The organism is Novosphingobium sp. fls2-241-R2A-195, assembly GCF_030209485.1.
Taxonomy (GTDB): Bacteria; Pseudomonadota; Alphaproteobacteria; order Sphingomonadales; family Sphingomonadaceae; genus Novosphingobium; species Novosphingobium resinovorum.
Genome location: NZ_JARVRY010000006.1, coordinates 98,769 through 116,843, shown reverse-complemented (window position 1 = coordinate 116,843; position 18,075 = coordinate 98,769). Strand labels below are relative to the sequence as shown.

At 64.2% G+C, this 18,075-nt stretch carries 14 protein-coding genes; 11 read left to right on the top strand and 3 right to left on the bottom strand.

Translation table 11 applies throughout. The annotated features are described in order from the left end of the window. Positions 1 to 59 precede the first annotated feature (59 nt). The 6 genes from QRN25_RS05800 (at position 60) to QRN25_RS05775 (ending at position 6,949) form a co-directional block, all read left to right on the top strand. A complete protein-coding gene (locus QRN25_RS05800; RefSeq protein WP_285017927.1) occupies positions 60 to 2,783 on the top strand; it encodes an EAL domain-containing protein in 2,724 nt (907 codons plus the stop codon). A 77-nt stretch (positions 2,784 to 2,860) separates the two neighbouring features. Further along, positions 2,861 to 4,663 carry a translation elongation factor 4 gene (gene lepA, locus QRN25_RS05795; RefSeq protein ID WP_069707550.1) on the top strand — a complete coding sequence of 601 codons (1,803 nt, stop codon included), beginning with the start codon at positions 2,861 to 2,863 and terminating at the stop codon, positions 4,661 to 4,663. A gap of 187 nt (positions 4,664 to 4,850) precedes the next feature. Further along, entirely contained in the window at positions 4,851 to 5,408 is a 558-nt protein-coding gene (locus QRN25_RS05790) for a helix-turn-helix transcriptional regulator (RefSeq protein ID WP_285017925.1), read from the top strand. A gap of 84 nt (positions 5,409 to 5,492) precedes the next feature. Further along, positions 5,493 to 5,828 carry a hypothetical protein gene (locus QRN25_RS05785; protein ID WP_271181619.1) on the top strand — a complete coding sequence of 112 codons (336 nt, stop codon included), beginning with the start codon at positions 5,493 to 5,495 and terminating at the stop codon, positions 5,826 to 5,828. A 39-nt stretch (positions 5,829 to 5,867) separates the two neighbouring features. Then, positions 5,868 to 6,398: a hypothetical protein gene (locus tag QRN25_RS05780; RefSeq protein ID WP_285017923.1), complete on the top strand. Its 531-nt coding sequence runs from the start codon at positions 5,868 to 5,870 to the stop codon at positions 6,396 to 6,398. Positions 6,399 to 6,460: 62 nt separating this feature from the next. Beyond that, positions 6,461 to 6,949 carry a JAB domain-containing protein gene (locus tag QRN25_RS05775; RefSeq protein ID WP_271181617.1) on the top strand — a complete coding sequence of 163 codons (489 nt, stop codon included), beginning with the start codon at positions 6,461 to 6,463 and terminating at the stop codon, positions 6,947 to 6,949. Between the two features lie 2 nt (positions 6,950 to 6,951). Here the strand turns inward: QRN25_RS05775 and QRN25_RS05770 are convergent, their stop codons facing one another. Next, positions 6,952 to 8,985, bottom strand: coding sequence for a TonB-dependent receptor plug domain-containing protein (locus QRN25_RS05770; protein WP_285017920.1), 2,034 nt, complete (start codon positions 8,983 to 8,985; stop codon positions 6,952 to 6,954). Between the two features lie 125 nt (positions 8,986 to 9,110). On the opposite strand from QRN25_RS05770, the gene QRN25_RS05765 reads away from it, so the two are divergent. Together QRN25_RS05765 and QRN25_RS05760 are read left to right on the top strand one after the other, a co-directional pair. Further along, a complete protein-coding gene (locus tag QRN25_RS05765) occupies positions 9,111 to 9,644 on the top strand; it encodes a homogentisate 1,2-dioxygenase (RefSeq protein ID WP_285017919.1) in 534 nt (177 codons plus the stop codon). Continuing rightward, positions 9,641 to 10,594, top strand: coding sequence for a cytochrome-c peroxidase (locus tag QRN25_RS05760; RefSeq protein ID WP_285017918.1), 954 nt, complete (start codon positions 9,641 to 9,643; stop codon positions 10,592 to 10,594). The genes QRN25_RS05765 and QRN25_RS05760 overlap by 4 nt, the downstream gene beginning before the upstream one ends. 4 nt (positions 10,595 to 10,598) lie before the next feature. Here the strand turns inward: QRN25_RS05760 and QRN25_RS05755 are convergent, their stop codons facing one another. Then, on the bottom strand, positions 10,599 to 11,579 hold the full coding sequence (locus QRN25_RS05755; protein WP_285017917.1) for a sensor domain-containing diguanylate cyclase: 981 nt from the start codon (positions 11,577 to 11,579) through the stop codon (positions 10,599 to 10,601). 217 nt (positions 11,580 to 11,796) lie between these two features. Here QRN25_RS05755 and QRN25_RS05750 point away from each other — a divergent pair, with 217 nt between their 5' ends. The 3 genes from QRN25_RS05750 to QRN25_RS05740 all read left to right on the top strand — a co-directional run bounded on the left by QRN25_RS05750 (position 11,797) and on the right by QRN25_RS05740 (position 16,085). Beyond that, entirely contained in the window at positions 11,797 to 13,431 is a 1,635-nt protein-coding gene (locus QRN25_RS05750) for an alpha-D-glucose phosphate-specific phosphoglucomutase (RefSeq protein WP_285017916.1), read from the top strand. 192 nt (positions 13,432 to 13,623) lie between these two features. Next, positions 13,624 to 14,931: an NtaA/DmoA family FMN-dependent monooxygenase gene (locus QRN25_RS05745; protein ID WP_271181612.1), complete on the top strand. Its 1,308-nt coding sequence runs from the start codon at positions 13,624 to 13,626 to the stop codon at positions 14,929 to 14,931. Further along, positions 14,928 to 16,085 (top strand): alpha-hydroxy acid oxidase, encoded by a 1,158-nt coding sequence (locus QRN25_RS05740; protein WP_285017915.1) that lies wholly within the window; start codon positions 14,928 to 14,930, stop codon positions 16,083 to 16,085. The genes QRN25_RS05745 and QRN25_RS05740 overlap by 4 nt, the downstream gene beginning before the upstream one ends. On the opposite strand, the gene malQ is transcribed toward QRN25_RS05740, so the two are convergent. Next, positions 16,075 to 18,069 (bottom strand): 4-alpha-glucanotransferase, encoded by a 1,995-nt coding sequence (gene malQ, locus QRN25_RS05735; protein ID WP_285017913.1) that lies wholly within the window; start codon positions 18,067 to 18,069, stop codon positions 16,075 to 16,077. The two genes, QRN25_RS05740 and malQ, sit on opposite strands and share 11 nt — an antisense overlap. Between the last annotated feature and the right edge of the window lie 6 nt (positions 18,070 to 18,075).

Below are 18,075 nucleotides of genomic sequence, written 5' to 3'. Positions count from 1 at the left end.
TCGATTGCGGTCGCCTCGCTTAACGGTTTCGCAACGGCGGCAAAGGCATGGTCGCGGGCATGAAGAAACCGGGTCTGCGTGGCGAACGACAGGCGGCGCATTCGGGCGCCGAGCGAGGGCTCCTGCCCGCAGCGCAGGAGGCGAAGAACGATTCGCACGGCGATGCCGCTCCCGCTGCGTCCTCCCCCTTCGCCGGGTTCGCCCGATGGAGCGGGCGGCCCGATGCCGGAGACTGCCTCCATTATTTCACGTGTCGCCGCTGGGTCCTGATGGGGCCGGCGCTGCTTGTCAGTGCGCTACTGATGGGCCTTATATCCGGGACGTTGCCGGACATGGTGGCTGGCCTGTGCATGGTCCTCGGCATGGCGCTGTGCCTGCCTGCTTCGATCTATGCGCGCATGGAGCGCAGGGTGGTTCATAATGGATGGCAGCGCTATCCGCTGCTGTTCGTCGCGATCCTGCTGCCGATGATGCTGTTCGGCTTCGGAGCGGCGCGCTGGACGAACCTGCACCCGCACCTTGGCTGGGAGGTGACGGTCAACATCTTCGTCATCGTCGTGCTGATGGCGACGGCGTTGCTGGAGAATCGACTGACTTCGATCATTGCCGCGACGATCGGGCTATGGGGTGGCGGCTCGCTCCACGCTGGCTCGATGGCCTCGTTCACACTGCTGACGGTAGGCACGGTGATCGGCCTGCTCATGGCTATCCGGCAGGCGCGTACCGCGTCGTCGCAATCGAATCGCCATGCAGAGCGCGAGCGCGAGCAGCGCCGCGCCGAACAATTGCTTCATGAGTACGAGCAGACCGGGCAGGGCTGGTTCTGGGAGACGGACCGTCAGGGCAAGATCACGTATGTGACCCGGAGCATCGCCGCCTTGTTGGGCAGCACCGTGTCCGAGATGGAGGGCAAATCTTTCACCGGCATGTTCATGCTGGAGGCTGCGGGGCAGGAGGGGGAGCGCACGCTGGTGTTCCATCTCAACACGCGCTCCTCGTTCCAGGACCTGGGTGTGCGTGCTGCGACGGGCGAGAAGGACGAGCGCTGGTGGTCGATCTCCGGTCGCCCCGTGCTCGACCAGTTCAACAATTTCATGGGCTTCCGTGGGTCGGGCACGGATCTGACTGAAAAGCGTCGCTCGCAGGCACACGTCACGCAGCTAGCCCGGTTCGATTCGCTCACCAAGCTCGCCAACCGCTTCCAGATGTCGGAGTGGCTGGAGAAGATCCTGACCAGCCCGCGCATAGAGACCCGTGCCTGTGCGGTATTCCTGCTCGACCTCGACCGCTTCAAGGCGGTCAACGATACCATGGGACACCCGGCGGGCGACGCCCTGCTCAAGCAGGTCGCCGAACGACTGAGCAATACCGTGGGCGATCGCGGCCGCGTCGGGCGACTTGGCGGTGACGAGTTCCAGGTGATCCTCCACGGCGCCCAGAACCGCGAAGGGCTCGCTCATCTGGCGCGCCGCATTATCGAGAACCTGTCGCAGCCCTACACCATCGAAGGTGCGCGGGTGACCATCGGCGCCTCGGTCGGCATCGCGCTGTGCCCCGATGACGGCATGACCTCGGACGCACTCATCCGCAACGCCGACCTCGCGCTCTACGCGGCCAAGGGCGGCGGACGCGGGCGGCATCACTTCTACGATGAGGACCTGCACTCCGACGCCAAGGAGCGCCAGCAGCTGGAGCAGGATTTGCGCGACGCCATCGCCAGCGGGTCTCTCGAACTGCATTATCAGCCGCAAGTGCGCACCACGAGCGAGAAGATCACCGGCTTCGAGGCGCTGCTGCGCTGGAACCATCCGGTGCACGGCTATATCTCGCCGGCCAAGTTCGTGCCGGTGGCCGAGGAGACCGGCCTCGTCGCGCAGATCGGCGAGTGGGCCTTGCGCACCGCCTGCGCCGATCTTGCCAAGTGGCCGGAAGAGGTGCGCGTCGCGGTCAACGTCTCGCCGCTGCAGTTCGCCAACCCCGCACTGCCGGCCATCGTCACCAGCGCGATCGCCGCTGCAGGCGTCTCGCCCGGTCGCCTGGAACTGGAGATTACCGAGAGCGTGTTCCTCGGCGACGACAGGACGACCGAGGCGATGTTCTCCGCGCTCAAGAACCTCGGCGTGCGGCTGGCGCTCGACGACTTCGGGACGGGCTATTCCTCGCTCGGCTATCTGAAGAAGGCGCCGTTCGACAAGATCAAGATCGACCAGAGCTTCGTGCGGGGCGCCACCATCCAGGGCAGCCGCAACGGGGCGATCATCTCCTCGATCGTCAACCTTGCCGAGGCGCTCGGCATGGAGACGACTGCGGAAGGCGTCGAAACGCTGGACGAACTGGACCTCGTGCGGATGCTGGGCTGCAGTCACGTGCAGGGCTACATCTACGAGCGACCACTCAATGCACAGAGCGTTCTGGCGCAACTGATCGACGGCCTCGTCGCCGTGGCGAAAGGCCCGCGTTCAGCCCGCGCGACGCGGCAGACGATGCTGCGCAAGGTCGCGCTGGAACATGGACCGCACAGTTACGAAGGCACCATTCGCAACATCTCGCAGCACGGCGCGATGATCGAGGGCCTGTGGAACGTGCCGGTGGGAACGACCTTTGGTGTGCATCTGGCGGATGACTATGTCGTCATGGCGACCTCGCGCTGGTGCAAGGAGGACCGCATGGGGCTTGAGTTCGGGCAGCCGCTGGAACTCGACGGCAATGGCGCGGTCCTGTTCACGCCGGTCCGGCCAAGGCGCGAGAAGTCGGAGACGGCACCGCTACGCCGTACAGCGTGACGCCTTGCGCACTTTTTCGCATTTTCCCGCCCCGGAGGTGATTTCACACCGGCGTAAAATGCTCTAACGGCGCTTCCATGACCGAACTCGCGCAGATCCGTAACTTCAGCATCATTGCCCATATCGACCACGGCAAGTCGACGCTCGCCGACCGTCTGATCCAGACCACCGGCGGCCTGTCGGAGCGCGAGATGAGCGCGCAGGTGCTCGACAACATGGACATCGAGAAGGAACGCGGCATCACGATCAAGGCGCAGACCGTGCGCCTGAACTACACCGCCTCCGATGGCCTGACTTATGAGCTGAACCTCATGGACACGCCGGGCCACGTCGATTTCGCTTACGAAGTCAGCCGCAGCCTTGCCGCCTGCGAAGGCGCACTGCTGGTGGTGGACGCCGCGCAGGGCGTGGAAGCGCAGACGCTGGCCAACGTCTACCAGTCGATCGAGCACAACCACGAGATCGTGCCGGTCATCAACAAGATCGACCTGCCCGCAGCCGAGCCGGAGAAGGTGCGCAACGAGATCGAGGAAGTGATCGGCATCGACGCTTCCGAGGCGGTCATGGCCAGCGCCAAGTCGGGCATCGGCATCGCCGAAGTGCTCGAAGCCGTCGTCAAGAAGATCCCGCCGCCCAAGGGCGAGCGCGACAAGCCGCTGAAGGCGATGCTGGTCGATTCGTGGTACGACCCGTACCTCGGCGTCGTCATTCTGGTCCGCGTCATCGACGGTGTCATCAAGAAGGGCCTGCCGGTCAAGTTCATGCAGGGCGGCACCGACCACCTCGTCGATCGCGTCGGCTGCTTCACGCCCAAGCGCATCGACCTGCCCGAACTCGGCCCCGGTGAGATCGGCTTCATCACCGCGCAGATCAAGGAAGTCGAACAGGCCAAGGTCGGCGACACCATCACCACGGTGAAGGGCGGTGCCACGCAGGCGCTGCCGGGCTACAAGGAAGTGCAGCCCGTGGTGTTCTGCGGCCTGTTCCCGGTCGACGCCAACGACTTCGAGAAGCTGCGCGAATCGATCGGCAAGCTGCGCCTCAACGACGCTTCGTTCAGTTTCGAGATGGAATCGAGCGCGGCGCTGGGCTTCGGCTTCCGCTGCGGCTTCCTTGGCCTGCTGCACCTGGAGATCATCCAGGAGCGCCTGAGCCGCGAATACGACCTCGATCTCATCACCACGGCGCCTTCGGTGGTCTATCGCCTGACGATGACCGACGGGTCGATCAAGGAACTGCACAACCCGTCCGACATGCCCGATCCCGTGAAGATCGACTTCATGGAGGAGCCGTGGATCAAGGCGGTGATCTACACGCCCGACGAATACCTCGGCTCGATCCTCAAGCTGTGCCAGGATCGCCGCGGCATCCAAAAGGACCTCACCTACGTCGGCGGCCGTGCGCAGGTGACCTACGACCTGCCGCTGAACGAAGTGGTGTTCGACTTCTACGACCGCCTCAAGTCGATCAGCCGCGGCTACGCCAGCTTCGACTACGAGCAGACCGGGCTTCAGGAGGGTGACCTCGTGATGATGAACATCCTCGTCAACAACGAGCCGGTCGATGCGCTGTCGATGATCGTTCACCGCAGTCAGGCCGAGCCGCGCGGGCGCGCGCTGGTCGAGCGGCTGAAGGAACTGATCCCCCGTCATATGTTCAAGGTGCCGATCCAGGCCGCGATCGGCGCCAAGGTCATCGCGCGCGAGACGATCAGCGCCATGCGCAAGGACGTTACGGCCAAGTGCTATGGCGGCGACATCAGTCGCAAGAAGAAGCTTCTGGATAAGCAGAAGGAAGGCAAGAAGCGCATGCGCGAATATGGCAACGTCCAGATTCCGCAGGAAGCCTTCATCGCCGCGCTGCGCATGGGCGAGGAATAAGTCTCACCTGACGGAGAGGCCGCGAAAAGGCCCGGCAACCGCCCCGGCGGTTGTCGGGCCTTTTCGCGTCGTTACCTCGGAACCCGATGTTTTTATGGTAAAATATTGACTAACTATGTTTATGATTGCGGCTGCGTAGTATCGTTGGTTAGTTTTAAGGCGGAGCCGGGTGGGTCGCTGGCAAAGTATGGCGGACAGAAATCTCAACGAGCATGGAGCGAATCGCGTGCAGGGCGCAGGGCTTCAGCATGTCTTCCCCGGACTGACCCCCAAGCAGCATGAAGTGCTGCGATTCGTATCCGAAAATCGGACCAGCAAGGAAATCGCCTGGGAACTGGGCATCTCCGAAAGCGCCGTGAACCAGCGGATCGAGGGCGTGCGTATCCGAGCCGGCTCTCCGCCGCGCGCCGAACTGGCGCGGACCTACAGGCAATATCTGCTGGATCAGGACGCACCCTGTAATCCAATACCAGATAAGATTCCTCAGGTTCCGGACGTGCTACCCGATGCACCAGTCAGGGCTCAGGACGAACCGGGTGTCAGCCTCGCTCTCTCGGATGCCATGACGTATACCGTCACGGCGCCGTGGCAGCGCGAGACTTACGAACGGATCGTCCCGGAGGTGCTCGATGGGGCAAATGCCGGGTTAAGCCGGACAGCCGCCATGGTCGCCATCGCCGGGGGTATGCTACTGGTGGCGATGGTGGGTCTTGGCGTCGTTCGTGCGCTGGCCGATCTGATCTGATCGGCACGGTCTTGTTTCAGCCTTCTCGAACCTGTGTTTGTGGCGCGCCCGTCGAGCCGGTCCCGCGTCAGGGGGAATATTGCCATGTCGATGACCATTGCTGCTGCTACTGCCCGGATCGCCCGCCAGCTTCCCGAGGCCGAACTCTCGCTCGATTCCGCTCTCCTTGCTTCGGCGCGTCTGATGGAATCGATGCTGCTGGCCCGCCAGGCGGACGGTATCGAGACCTTTACCGGTCAGACCGCGCTGATGCGTCTAGCCAAGGCGCAGCGCACCCTGATCGAAAGCCAGAACGACATGATCCGCGTCCATCAGGAACTGCGCGGCGTCGGCCTCGAAGTGAAGGCGATCACCGACGACAAGGACTCTTGCCCGCCCAGCGGCATGCTCGACGCCGAACCGCTGCGCCGGATTGCCTGACGCGCGAACTCGTCCAGTCGGGACGGGGAGGGCATGTTCATGCCTGACCAGTCCTGGTTGGCGTTCACGTGGTCGAACAAGGATGTGGCGCAGTTCGCCATTTATGCTCTGCTGTTCCTCTACTGCCTTATCCGCAAGCTACCTGGGCCCGAATGCATTCTCTCGGGCCTGCTGGTCGCCATGGGCACGATCGACCGGGCGTACCATTTTGCTGTCGATGGCTCGATTTTCTGGCACAAGACGAACCTTGGGCATCTGCTTATCGATGTGGTCGCAATGGTCTGTGCCTTCGTCGTCGCGCTCCACGCGAACCGGGTGTATCCACTATGGATAGCTGGAGCGCAGATCATCGCGATGTTTGGGCACATCTATCGGCTGCTGCTGACGGAGATCAACGCCTTCGCCTACGCCGTGATGTCGATCACGCCTTCATACATTCAGTTGGTGGCGATCGTTATGGGTATCATGTTTCACATGTCGCGGCGCAGGAGGCTGGGCAGCTATCCGTCCTGGCGCCGCTCTTCGTACCTTGCGCGGGCAGCGGAGCCGAGAACATTGCCCGGCGGCTGATTAGCCGTTTCGGCTCGCTGCGCACGATCTATTCGGCTTCTGTTGAGGCGCTACGCGAGGCATTGTTCGAGGCTGGCCAGCATGACGGCAGGGATTTAGCGGACGAAATCGCGCATGCGATAGCGGCCGCCCGGCGTCTTGCCGAAGCTGCCTCACGCGAGGCGATGTTGGGAGCGCCGCTCCAGACCGAAGCTTTCGCCTTCCGTCAATATCTCGTCAATAGACTTGGCAGCCGGCGCGAAGAGTGCGTACTGGTGTTCTTCTTCAATGGCGAAGGTGTCTACATCGCCGAGGACATCTACGCTGGCGGGAAACGGACCGAATGTCTTATCCCGCTTCGGCGCACGGTGCGCCGCGCTTTCGATCTGGATGCGAGGCGTATCGTGCTGGCGCACAACCATCCGTCCGGCACTGCCCGTCCAAGCAGTGACGACATCGTTGCCACGGCGAGGTTTCGGCAGATCGTCGAGCCGCTGGAAATACGGCTCGACGATCACTGCATCGTTGCGGGAAACGCGGTTGCCAGCATGAAGGCAATGGGGATTTTCTAGCCCTAATTCTTTAGGCGCAGGCTGACGAAAAGAGTGCGCCCCTGTTCGGGATACCCATCGACGGTGGTGTAGTTCTCATCAAGCAGATTGCGCCCACCGAGGCCCAGAGTTGCCCAGTCGGTCACGTCGAAATCCACGCGCAGGTTGGCCAGCGCGTAGTCGCCGGTCTGGTAATAGCGCGTTCCCGCAGTGTTGACCGTCCAGCGCTTCGAGGCGATGTCGATGCTGGGCAGGATGCGCAGAGCTGGGATCGGCGACCACTCGGCCCACACGAAGCTCGAGTGCTCGGGAACGCCGGTGATGTGGAACGAGGCGATCTTGGACAGCGTAGGATCATCCAGCTTGCGATGTACCCAGCCGTAGTTGGCGCCGACCCGCAGCGTTTCCGCGATCTGCGCGGTCGCCGAGATGTCGGCACCGTAATAGTCGCCCGAACCGACGTTGCGGCTTTGCGCGGTGGACTGGCCCTGGTAGATGAACGGGAACGAGACAATCGCATCGTCCACCTTGGCATACCAGCCCGAGGCTTCGACGCGCAGCGGACCGAACTGGCGAGCGCCGCCCATTTCGACTTGCGTGGCACGCTCGGCCTTGAGGTCGGGATTGGAGGTGGCGCCGCCGAAGCGGGTGCTGAAACGTTCGAAGATGGTCGGGAAGCGTGCGCGTGACGAGACCGAGAGGTGCATCGTGGTCGCCTCGTCGGGCGTCCAGAGCAGTTGCCCTTGCGCATTCCAAGCATCGCCGTTGCGCAAGTCGTAATAGACGAAGGCTCCCGAAGTATAGTCCTCGGCCCGGCGCAGATCGCGCCAGTCGTAGCTGGCGCCGACTACCAGTTCCAGCTGCGGCGTTAGCTTGTAGCCGTTCTCGATCGCGGCGCTGTAGGTTTCCTCGATCGTGGTTTGCCACGGCTCCCAGGTGCCCGAAGGGAAGCTCTGCTGGATCTCGCGGTGGCGGTCGTTGCGGTAGTGGAACGAGACGCTCAGTCGCTCGGCATCGCTGGGGTTGAGGTCCAGCTGGGCGGAGCCGCCGTAGGCACGATCGCTGTAGGCGCTGTTGAACGAACTGCGAGCGGTCTGCGTGTCTAGGTTTGCATTGTCGAAGCTGTCGAGGCTGTTCTTGAAAGTATTGTAATAGGCCCGCGTGCGCAGCGTTGCGATCTCTCCCAGCCGGGTGGTCGAGAGGAAGTAGACGTTCTGCAGGTTCCAGTACGGCCAGGTCCAGTAACGCAGGCCGGTCAGGTCAGAGACGTGCAGCGGGGCGAGCTTCTCGCCTTCCTGCCGGGTGAAGCTGATCGCATATTCGTCGGTCGCATTCGGGGTGAAGCCCAGCTTGGCGTTGACACGCCAGTCTTCCGAGCGCGACAGGTCGCGTTCGCCGCCGTCCTCGTTGTTGGTGGCATTGAACTTGTTCGGGAGGTCCCAGTGGTCGGTGAAGTTGCGCGCGTAGCTGGCCTGCGCGTACCACTTGTCGTGCCGCGTGCCGAGCGAAACGAAGCCGGTGTAGCCCGCATAGTCCGCGTCGTTGTCGAGGTTCAGGCTGAAGCGTGCTTCCGCGTCCAGTTCCTTATGCGGCTTGCGGGTGACGAGGTTAACTGCACCGCCCATCGCACCGGGGCCGTTAAGCACCGAGACATAGCCCATGGCGACCTGAATCTCGGCGACGTCGGGGGTCAGGAAGCGGCCATAGTCGAGCCGCCCGTCGGCGGGCAGGTAGACGCGGATACCGTCGATCGACAGCGGCACCTGATAGCGGTCGAAGCCGCGCACGTAGATCAGCCGTTCGTTGCGCGAATTTCCGGAAAGGCCGGAAGTGACGCCGGGGATCAGCTTGACAGCTTCATCCAGGGTATCGCGCGAGAAGTCGTAGATCGCCTCTGCGTTGACGGTGGACGCGGTGATGTCGCCGTTCTCGCTGCGCGGCGCGGTGACGACGATCTGGCCTAGCCCGAATGCGCTATTGGTGTCGTCCGCGGCGAATGCAGGCACGGTCGCACAGACCAGCGACGCGGCAAGCGCCGTAGTGATCGCATACTTCATGTTATCCCCCTTGAACCTTCTGTGGATTCGCGCTTGGAGCGAATCTGTATCCCGCCGTACATAATTATGCTCGGCAGAATATAAATATATTCCTAGAGGCATAGATCGAGCACGGAGCCATGAGCATGAGACAAATCCTGGGTGCAATTATGCTCGCGATGGCAACGACCGGTTCGGCGCAAGCGGCCGAGCCGATGAGCGGGCATGATCAGGCGGCCTGCACGGCACCCGCGGCCGTTCCCGCCGATCTTGCGGGTTGGAGCGCGGCGCATCGTTCGATGAAGGCCGCGATCAAGGTCGATGCAGCATCCAGGGCGCTGCTAAAGCAGGGTGTTGCGGCCGATGCCGCGCTCGTCCCGACGCCGAAGGTGGCTTACGCGATAGAGCCCGGAAAGCCCGGCGGTTCGGTCAGCTTCGGCGGTCTATTCGCTTTCGATGTCGCGACGGCGGGACGCTATCGCGTGGCGCAGAGCGGACGTTCGTGGGTCGACGTGATCGTCGACGGCAAGGCGGTTCCCTCGGTCGCGCATGGCCACGGGCCGGATTGCTCAGGGATTGCCAAGACAGTCGAGTACGACCTTCCGGCGGGTCGACACTTGCTGCAGATCGCGGCCAATGGAGAACAGGCGCTGACGGTGATGGTCGCGCCCGTACGATGAGCCGATCGGGCGGTTGGGCGCTGCTGCTGTCCAGCCTCGTTCTTGCGACCGGGGTGGGGGTTGCCCATGATGCCGGGAACAGCCTCGACGCACAAGTCGCGCTCGGGCGACGGCTATTCCACGACGGCGACCTCTCGATCAACGGCACACTGTCCTGCGCGACTTGCCACGATCCGCGGCACGCTTTCGCCGATGGCGTGCGGGCGCATCCCGGCGCCCATGGAGAGCCGGGGCTGCGCAACGTGCCTTCGCTGTTGAATGTCGGGAGCTTCTCGCCACTGACATGGGGCAATGCTTCCCTGACCACACTGGAGCAGCAGGCGATCGTGCCGATCGCGGGTGAGGATCCGGTCGAGATGGGCATGAAGGGGCAGGAGGCGGAACTGGCGCGCCGCCTTTCGACAAATCCTTGTTATCGGAAGCTGTTCAAGGCGGCATTCCCGGCGACGCGCGGTCGGATCGACTTTACTTCGGTTTCCGCGGCGCTGGCGGCCTTCCAGCGCACGATCGACAGCCATGAGACGGCTTGGGATTATGCAGCGGCAGGCGGTCCCGCATTGAATACGGCCGCCACGCGAGGTGAGGCGGTGTTCGCGCGCGAGTGTGCCGGATGTCATCGCGGGCGGGAATTCACCGACCTCGCGTTCCATCGCCTGCCGGGCGAGCCGGATGTTCCGGCTAACGGTGATTTCGGCCTCGGCCGCGCTACCGGGCGGCAGGAGGATCGCGGTCGGTTCCGTACGCCATCGCTGCGTAACGTGGTGCTAACCGCACCTTATCTGCACGATGGCAGCGCCGATACGATCTCAGAGGTGATCGCCCGTCACGGGATGATGCTGTCACCTGCGGAAACGGCCGAGGTGGAGGTCTTCCTGAATGCCCTGACCGATACGGCGGTAGTCGCCGATCCGCGCTATGCCCGGCCAGGCAAGGCCTGTGAGGTATCCTGAGGTCTCAGGCCACGGCGCAGCGGTTCCGACCGCCACGTTTGGCGTCGTAGAGCGGGCCGTCGGCGCGCGCGATCCATTCCTCGGCTACGGTGATGCCGCTGTCCAGCATCGCGATGCCGAAGCTGGCCGTCACTGCGATCGTGCGTGTCGGGGCGACGACGATGGGACGGGCCTCGATCGCGGCGCGGAAGCGTTCGGCGGCGGCAAGCGCTTCGGACACACCGGTTTCGGGCAGCAGCATTGCGAATTCCTCGCCGCCGAGACGTCCAAGCATGTCAGCGGAGCGCCCGGCCGTCCCCAGCGTGGCGGCAAGGTCGCGGAGCACCGCGTCACCGGCGGGGTGGCCCCATGTGTCGTTCACGGACTTGAAGTGATCGACGTCGATCAGCACCAGCGAGGCTGCCCTTCCGTAGCGATGGCAGCGGGCGATCTCCTGGTTGACCTTCTCGATGAAGCCGCGTCGGGTGAGAGCGCCAGTCAACTGATCGCGCTCGGCGATGCGACGCAGTTCCATCTCGTTGACGACGATGCGCGCGAAGTTGCGCAGGATGTCGAGTTCGCTCTCGGTGAACTCGCGCGTCTTGGTGTCCACCGCGCAGAGTGCACCCACGTTGTAGCCATCCGAGGTGACCAGCGGCACGCCCGCATAGGCGCGCACGTGCGGATCCTGAGTGACGGCAGGGTAGTCGGAAACGCGCGAATCCTGCATTGCGTCCGGTATGAGGAGCGGGGCGTCTTGTCGGATGGCATGGGCGCAGAACGACTCGCTGCGGGGTGTCTCCGTGGCGTCGATACCCTCGATCGCCTTGAACCACTGCCGATCTTTATCGATTAGTGTGACGGCAGAGATCGGTACACTGAGGACAGTTCGCACGAGGTTCACGACATTGTCGAACGCCTCCTCGCGCGGAGTGTCGAGAATGGCGAGGCGCTGAAGTGCAGCGAGGCGGGCGGGTTCGTCGGCCAAGGCATTATGGGCATGCATCCGGCAAGTACTCATGCGGCACGCCGACGTCCTCGGCGCAAAGTCGGGGGTTCGATCCTCGCACATCTACATAGCAGATAGTTAACGAAATCGGAACGTCTGCAACCCTGCGGTGGTTGCGGCATTAGTCGAGCTATCATTTGACAATGCGCGCCATGACACGAAAGTGTCGCTTATTGCGCACATGCCTGCAGTATACCCATTGGAGACGCTTTCCTTGACCCAGATCGTCACAGTCCCGACCACCCCCTTCGACGGACAGGCGCCAGGTACTTCCGGCCTGCGCAAGAAGGTCAAGGTGTTCCAGCAGCCGGGCTATGCCGAGAATTTCATCCAGTCGGTGTTCGACGTTGTGGAGCGGGAACCGGACGCGGCGCTGGTGATCGGCGGCGACGGGCGCTTCCACAACCGAACAGTGATCCAGCAGGCGATCCGCATGGCCGCCGCCAATGGCTATGCGCGCGTGCTGGTGGGGCAGGGAGGTATTCTATCCACCCCGGCGGCAAGCCACGTCATCCGCAAGTACGGGGCCAGCGGCGGGCTGGTGCTCTCTGCGAGCCACAACCCCGGTGGGCCGGACGAGGACTTCGGTATCAAGTACAACATCGCCAATGGTGGCCCTGCGCCCGAGAACGTCACCGGCGCGGTGCTGGATCGCACGAAGACGATCGACCGCTGGCTCACGGTGGAGACGTCCGACATAGATCTCGACGCCATCGGCGAAGTGCAGGTGGGCGCGCTGATCGTCGAGGTGATTGATCCGGTCGCGGACTACGCTGACCTCATGGAGGAACTGTTCGACTTCGACGCGATCCGCAAGGTCGTCGCCTCGGGCTTCACCATGCGCATGGATTCGATGAGCGCGGTCACCGGCCCATATGCCACCGAAATCCTGGAGCGCCGACTCGGCTTTGCTGCAGGCACAGTGGTCAACGGCTTGCCGCTGGAGGATTTCGGCGGGCACCACCCGGATCCTAACCTGATCCACGCAAAGGAACTCTACGATCTCATGATGTCCGAGGATGCGCCGGACCTCGGCGCGGCGTCAGACGGGGACGGGGATCGCAACCTCATCATCGGACGCGGGCGCTTCATCACTCCGTCCGACTCGCTGGCGATGCTGGCCGCCAATATCGAGATCGCGCCGGCCTATCGCGGACGGCTGGCGGGTATTGCCCGCTCCATGCCGACCAGTGGCGCGGCCGACCGCGTCGCCGAAGGGCTGGGCGTGCCCGTGTTCGAGACGCCTACAGGGTGGAAGTTCTTCGGCAACCTGCTCGATGCGGGCAAGGTCACCATCTGCGGCGAGGAGAGCGCTGGCACCGGTTCCGACCACGTGCGTGAGAAGGACGGGCTCTGGGCGGTGCTGCTCTGGCTCAATATCCTCGCGGTGCGCGGGATCAGCGTCGACGACCTCGCGCGGGAGCATTGGGCGCGCTACGGCCGCAACTATTACGCGCGGCACGACTTCGAGGGTATCGCCACCGAAGGCGCCAATGCGCTGATGGATGGCCTCAAGGCGCAACTCGGCACTCTGCCGGGCAAGGTGTTCGGTCCGTTGACCGTCAGCCATGCGGACAGCTTCTCCTATACCGATCCGGTGGATGGCTCGGTCAGCTCTAACCAGGGCATCCGGGTGCTGTTCGAGGACGGTAGCCGCATCGTCTTCCGCCTCTCGGGCACCGGTACGCAGGGTGCGACCTTACGCCTGTACCTTGAACGCTACGAGCCGCGCTTCGGAAACCTCGATGCGGAGACTTCGGCGATGCTGGAGCACCAGATCGCCGCCGCCGAGGAAATCGCCGGGATCGTCGCGCATACCGGGCGGACGGCTCCGGACGTGATTACCTGAGCTATGCCCTGAGCAGCACTTATCCCGGGCTTAATCCGGCACGACGATACGCTCCGGCGATGAATTGGATATGATACTTTCCAGATTTGGCTGAAATTCGCGGATTACCCTGCTTGGTATCCGCTCATTGTATACATTGATCTTGCGACCTCTCTCTGCCCGCTCCATCACGCGTGCAGGAGAGGCACACGCATGAGCAAGCACATTCATTTGGTCAGCTTCCTGATCAATTCGCCTATCAATCACACCGTGCTGAGCTGGGCGCAGCCGGGCGACAACCGCCTCGACGCGCTGCACGGCCTCAGGCTATGGCAGGATCTTGCGCGAACACTGGAGCGCGGTCGCTTCGACGGCATGTTCTTCGCCGACACGCCCGGCGTCTTCGACCGTTACCGCGACAGCCACGAGGACGCTGTGAAGTACGGCGTGTGCTGGCCATCGCTCGATCCGGTCGTGCTGCTGTCGGCGCTAGCGGCTGTGACCACGCACCTCGGGTTGGCGACGACGATGTCGACCAGCGCTTACCAGCCCTGGACCATCGTACGCCAACTGGGAACCATCGACTACCTGTCCGGCGGCCGCGTCGGCTGGAACATCGTCACCGGGCACTTGCGCGGCGAGCATCGTGCACTCGGGCTCCAGCAACTCGACCACGACCGCCGCTACGATCGCGCCGACGAATACATGGAGGTCTGCTACAAGCTCTGGAATTCGGTGAAACCGGGGGCCATCCTGGCCGACCGGGATGCCGGGGTGTTCGCCGACCCGGCCAAGGTCGAGTTCATCGACCATGCGGGCGAGTTCTTCTCTTGCCAGACCGTCGCGCCGGTGCCGCCTTCGCCGCAGGGTCGCCCGGTGTTGTTCCAGGCCGGCAGCTCCGGGCGGGGGCAGCAGTTTGCGGTGAGCCACGCCGACGTCGTTTTCTCGATCCAGCCCAATGTCGCAGGGATGAAGCGCTTCATGGCCAACCTTGCTGATGCGGCGCAGGCGGCGGGCAGGGTGACGCCCGGGGTCAGCTTCGGCATCCAGCCCATCGTCGGCGGCACCGAGGAAGAGGCGAAGCGCAAGCTCGCCGACCTCGTTGAGAAGCTGCCTATCGACGGCTGCCTCGCCCGTCTCTCTGGCACGATGGGCGTCGACTTTGCGGGGATGGACCTGGACCAGCCGCTCGCCGAAATCGAGACGCAGGCCTCGCAGGGATTGATGAAGGCCTTCGCCAAGATCGAGGGCGATAAACCCCTGACCCTGCGTGAAGTCGCGATCCGCTGGGGCCTTGCGGTGGGCAAGCCGCAGATCGTCGGTACGCCGGAACAGGTCGCCGCCGAAATGGAGCGAATCTGGCGCGAAACCGGGTGCTATGGCTATAACGTGACACCGACGGTCATGGCCAGTTCGGTTACCGATTTCGTCGATCAGGTCGTGCCGGTGCTCCAGAAGAACGGCGTCTATCGCACCGATTACGAAGGCACGACCTTCCGTGAAAACTTGGGTCTGGCGTGAGGGGCAAGTCTCACAACATCGCGCAAGTACGGGAACTGGCGAAGCGTCGCCTGCCGCGCGCGATCTGGGAGTTCATCGAGCGCGGCACCGAGGACGACCTGCTGATCAAACGCAACGTCGCGGCGCTGCAGGCGGTTCAGCTCCTGCCCCGCACCTTGTGCGACGTGGCTCGGCGCTCGGCCGAGGTCGAACTGTTCGGCCGCCGCCAGCCCCTGCCGCTGGTTATCGCGCCGACCGGGGTATCCGATCTGCTCTGGCACCGAGGCGAGCGAGCGATTGCACGGGCAGCGGCCTCGGCGGGGATACCCTTCACGCAGACGACGAGTTCGACCACCAGCTTCGCCGACATCGCGAAATGCGCGACGTCTGGCCACTGGATGCAGATGTACTTGTGGGAACGGCGCGACTTGTCCTGGCGGGTGGTCGAGGCCGCGCGGGAGAACGGGGCGGACGTGCTGGTGCTTACGGTCGACACGCCGATGTGGCCGCTGCGGGAATTCAACAAGCGAGCGGGCATGTCCAACCCGATCCGACCGAACGCGACGCTTGTGTCGGACTTCCTGAAGCGGCCCTCGTGGTTCACCTCGGTGATCTGCCGCTATTACCTGGAAGGCGGGCTGCCGCAGTTTGCAAATTATCCGAGCGAGGTCGGCGGCAAGCTGACCGGCACCGTCAGCCGCGTAGCGAATTCGGCTTCGGTGTGCTGGGACGACGTCGCGCAACTGCGCCGCCGCTGGCCGGGCAAGCTGGTCGTGAAAGGCGTGCTGAGCGCTGAGGATTCGCGCATCGCGATCGATTACGGGGTGGATGGCATCGCGGTGTCGAATCACGGCGGGCGCAACTTCGACAGTTCGCCTCCCGCCATCGATGTGCTTGCGGGCATCGTCGATGCCGTCGGGGACCACACCACGGTGCTGTTCGACAGCGGCGTGCGACGAGGGGCGGACGTGCTCAAGGCGCTGGCGATCGGCGCGAAGGCTGTACTGGTCGGGCGCGCAACGCTCTACGGCTGTGCGGCGGGTGGAGAGCAAGGCGCGCGGCACGCGATTGATCTGCTTGCCAACGAGATCGACGTTGCCATGGCTATGGTCGGCGTCAGCCGACTGGAGGAACTGGACCGCGGCTACCTGATGCCGGGGACGTTCAGGAGCTAGGCGGTCCCTTCCTTGCTTCATCTAGCGCTCGCAAGCGTCCGGCTGTCGCCGGTGCCTGCAGCAGTTCCGATAGCGGAGCGGTCAGGCGGCGGCGCCAGTTGGGATGCTCGGTAATCGTTCCGGGCAGGTTTGGTTGCTCGGGCTCGGCGAGAAGGTCTTCCAGCGGCGCGATCGCCAGGCCACAGGGAGTGGCGCCAATATGGCGCAAGGCCGCTTCGATCACGGGAGCAAGATCGTCAGGGGAGGGGCGCGGGGCGGCGTTGCGGGTCAGTGAAGCCCAGAGCAACCCGCGATCCCAGGCACGCCGGGCCTCGGCTTCTTCCATGGTCATGTCTTCAGGCAGACGGCCGAGGCACTGCGCCCATTGCAGGTCGCGCCCGCTCCACCAGCCGGCGACGGTGGGCGTGTCGTGTGTGCCGGTCATCGCGACAGCCTGTGCATCGTAATCCGCCGAACCGATGAAGCCGTCGTCGGCTGCGCGCTCGAACCAGAGAACGCGCATGCCCAGCATCCCGCGCGCGGTGATCGCAGGGCCGAAACCATGCGGCATCGTGCCGAGGTCTTCCGCGACGATGAGCGCGCCCGCCAGATGCGCCTCGAGCGCGACGAGGCGGATGAGGTCCGCGAAGGGGTAATGCAGGTAGGCCCCCGCGCTCGACGGTTGGCCCTCCGGCACGACCCATAGCCGCGCGAGGCCGAAGGCATGGTCAATCCGCAGCGCGCCCGCAGTGGACAGCGCCGCGCGGATAGTTGCGATCCACGGCGCATAGCCGCTGCGCGCGAGCCCGCGCGGCGAGAAGCCGGTCAGCATCCAGTTCTGCCCCAGCGGCCCGAGCGGATCGGGCGGCGCGCCGATGGTCAGGCCCTGCAGCAGCGTGCCGCCCATGGCCCATGCATCCGCACCGCCGGTATGGACGCCGACCGCGAGGTCCGCCAGCAACCCCACCGCCATGCCAGCGTCGCGGGCGCGTCGTTGCACTTCGCGAAGGCTCTTGTGCGCCAGCCACTGGGCGAAGAGGTGGAACTCGACCTCGGCGGCGTTGTCGCGCGCGAAGGCGGCTACGGCTTCACCCTTCGGGTCATGGAATTCGCGTGGCCAGTTCTGCCAGCCCTTAGCACCTTGTTCGCGCAAATGGACGTCGAGCGCATCGTAGAGCGCCTGTCGCTGCAAGCTTTCGCCTTCGCGGGCATTGTCGCGGGCTATCCGGCTCCGTGTCGTTGCATCAAGAGCCGCGAAGAGCACCCGCATTTGCGCGAGGCGATGGGACAGGGCCTTTTCCCAGTCTATCAGCGGCCCGTCTTCCGGCTGATCGGTGGGCAACGACGGAAGGCCAACAAGCCCCGGATCGCCCATGGCTGCGTTCAGGTAAAGGCGGCTCGAAGGCGAGTAGGGGCTGAAATCCCGTCCGTCGCCCGCGAAGAGGGCATGGACCGGGTTGATCGCGAGAGCATCCGCTCCCTGAGCGGCGAAGGTTTCGACCGCTTCGGCCAGTTCCGCGAAAGTCCCGAACGCATCGGGGCGCTCGCCGCGCAGGGCGGGGATTTGGACCGCCGCGCCCCAGATACGGCCCTTGCCCAGCGAGGCGACGGTCGGGCAAGAGTGCGGCGCGACCGCCAGCGTCAGGACATGGCCGCTCACGGTCAGTGGATAGTAACCGGGCGTGTCGATCGCCGGCAGCGTCCAGCGCGTGGTATCGAGGCGTTGGACCGAGCCGTCCGGCAAGGTGAGTTCGGCGCCTGCGAGACTGGGCGGCAACGGCGTTTCCATGCCGACGTCGGTGACGATCATGGCGGGAGGGCTTTCAGCTTCGGCCTTAATCCGGCCGAGGCTGGCAGCGATCTCTGCAGAATTTTCGGCCGGGTAACTCAGCGCCGCCGCTATCGCGCGCAGCGAGGCGTCGGTTACGACCTGCTCTCTGCCGTCGACGTCCCACCATATCCGTTGCAGGCCGATCGCCTCGGCAAGTGCGTGCAATTCCTGCATCCGTCG

Bases quoted from the DNA above. Each gene is read 5' to 3' on its own strand.
- QRN25_RS05800 (WP_285017927.1), top strand. From the start codon at position 60: ATGAAGAAACCGGGTCTGCGTGGCGAACGACAGGCGGCGCATTCGGGC.
- lepA (WP_069707550.1), top strand. From the start codon at position 2,861: ATGACCGAACTCGCGCAGATCCGTAACTTCAGCATCATTGCCCATATC.
- QRN25_RS05790 (WP_285017925.1), top strand. From the start codon at position 4,851: ATGGCGGACAGAAATCTCAACGAGCATGGAGCGAATCGCGTGCAGGGC.
- QRN25_RS05785 (WP_271181619.1), top strand. From the start codon at position 5,493: ATGTCGATGACCATTGCTGCTGCTACTGCCCGGATCGCCCGCCAGCTT.
- QRN25_RS05780 (WP_285017923.1), top strand. From the start codon at position 5,868: ATGCCTGACCAGTCCTGGTTGGCGTTCACGTGGTCGAACAAGGATGTG.
- QRN25_RS05770 (WP_285017920.1), bottom strand. From the start codon at position 8,985: ATGAAGTATGCGATCACTACGGCGCTTGCCGCGTCGCTGGTCTGTGCG.
- QRN25_RS05765 (WP_285017919.1), top strand. From the start codon at position 9,111: ATGAGACAAATCCTGGGTGCAATTATGCTCGCGATGGCAACGACCGGT.
- QRN25_RS05760 (WP_285017918.1), top strand. From the start codon at position 9,641: ATGAGCCGATCGGGCGGTTGGGCGCTGCTGCTGTCCAGCCTCGTTCTT.
- QRN25_RS05755 (WP_285017917.1), bottom strand. From the start codon at position 11,579: ATGCATGCCCATAATGCCTTGGCCGACGAACCCGCCCGCCTCGCTGCA.
- QRN25_RS05745 (WP_271181612.1), top strand. From the start codon at position 13,624: ATGAGCAAGCACATTCATTTGGTCAGCTTCCTGATCAATTCGCCTATC.
- malQ (WP_285017913.1), bottom strand. From the start codon at position 18,069: ATGCAGGAATTGCACGCACTTGCCGAGGCGATCGGCCTGCAACGGATA.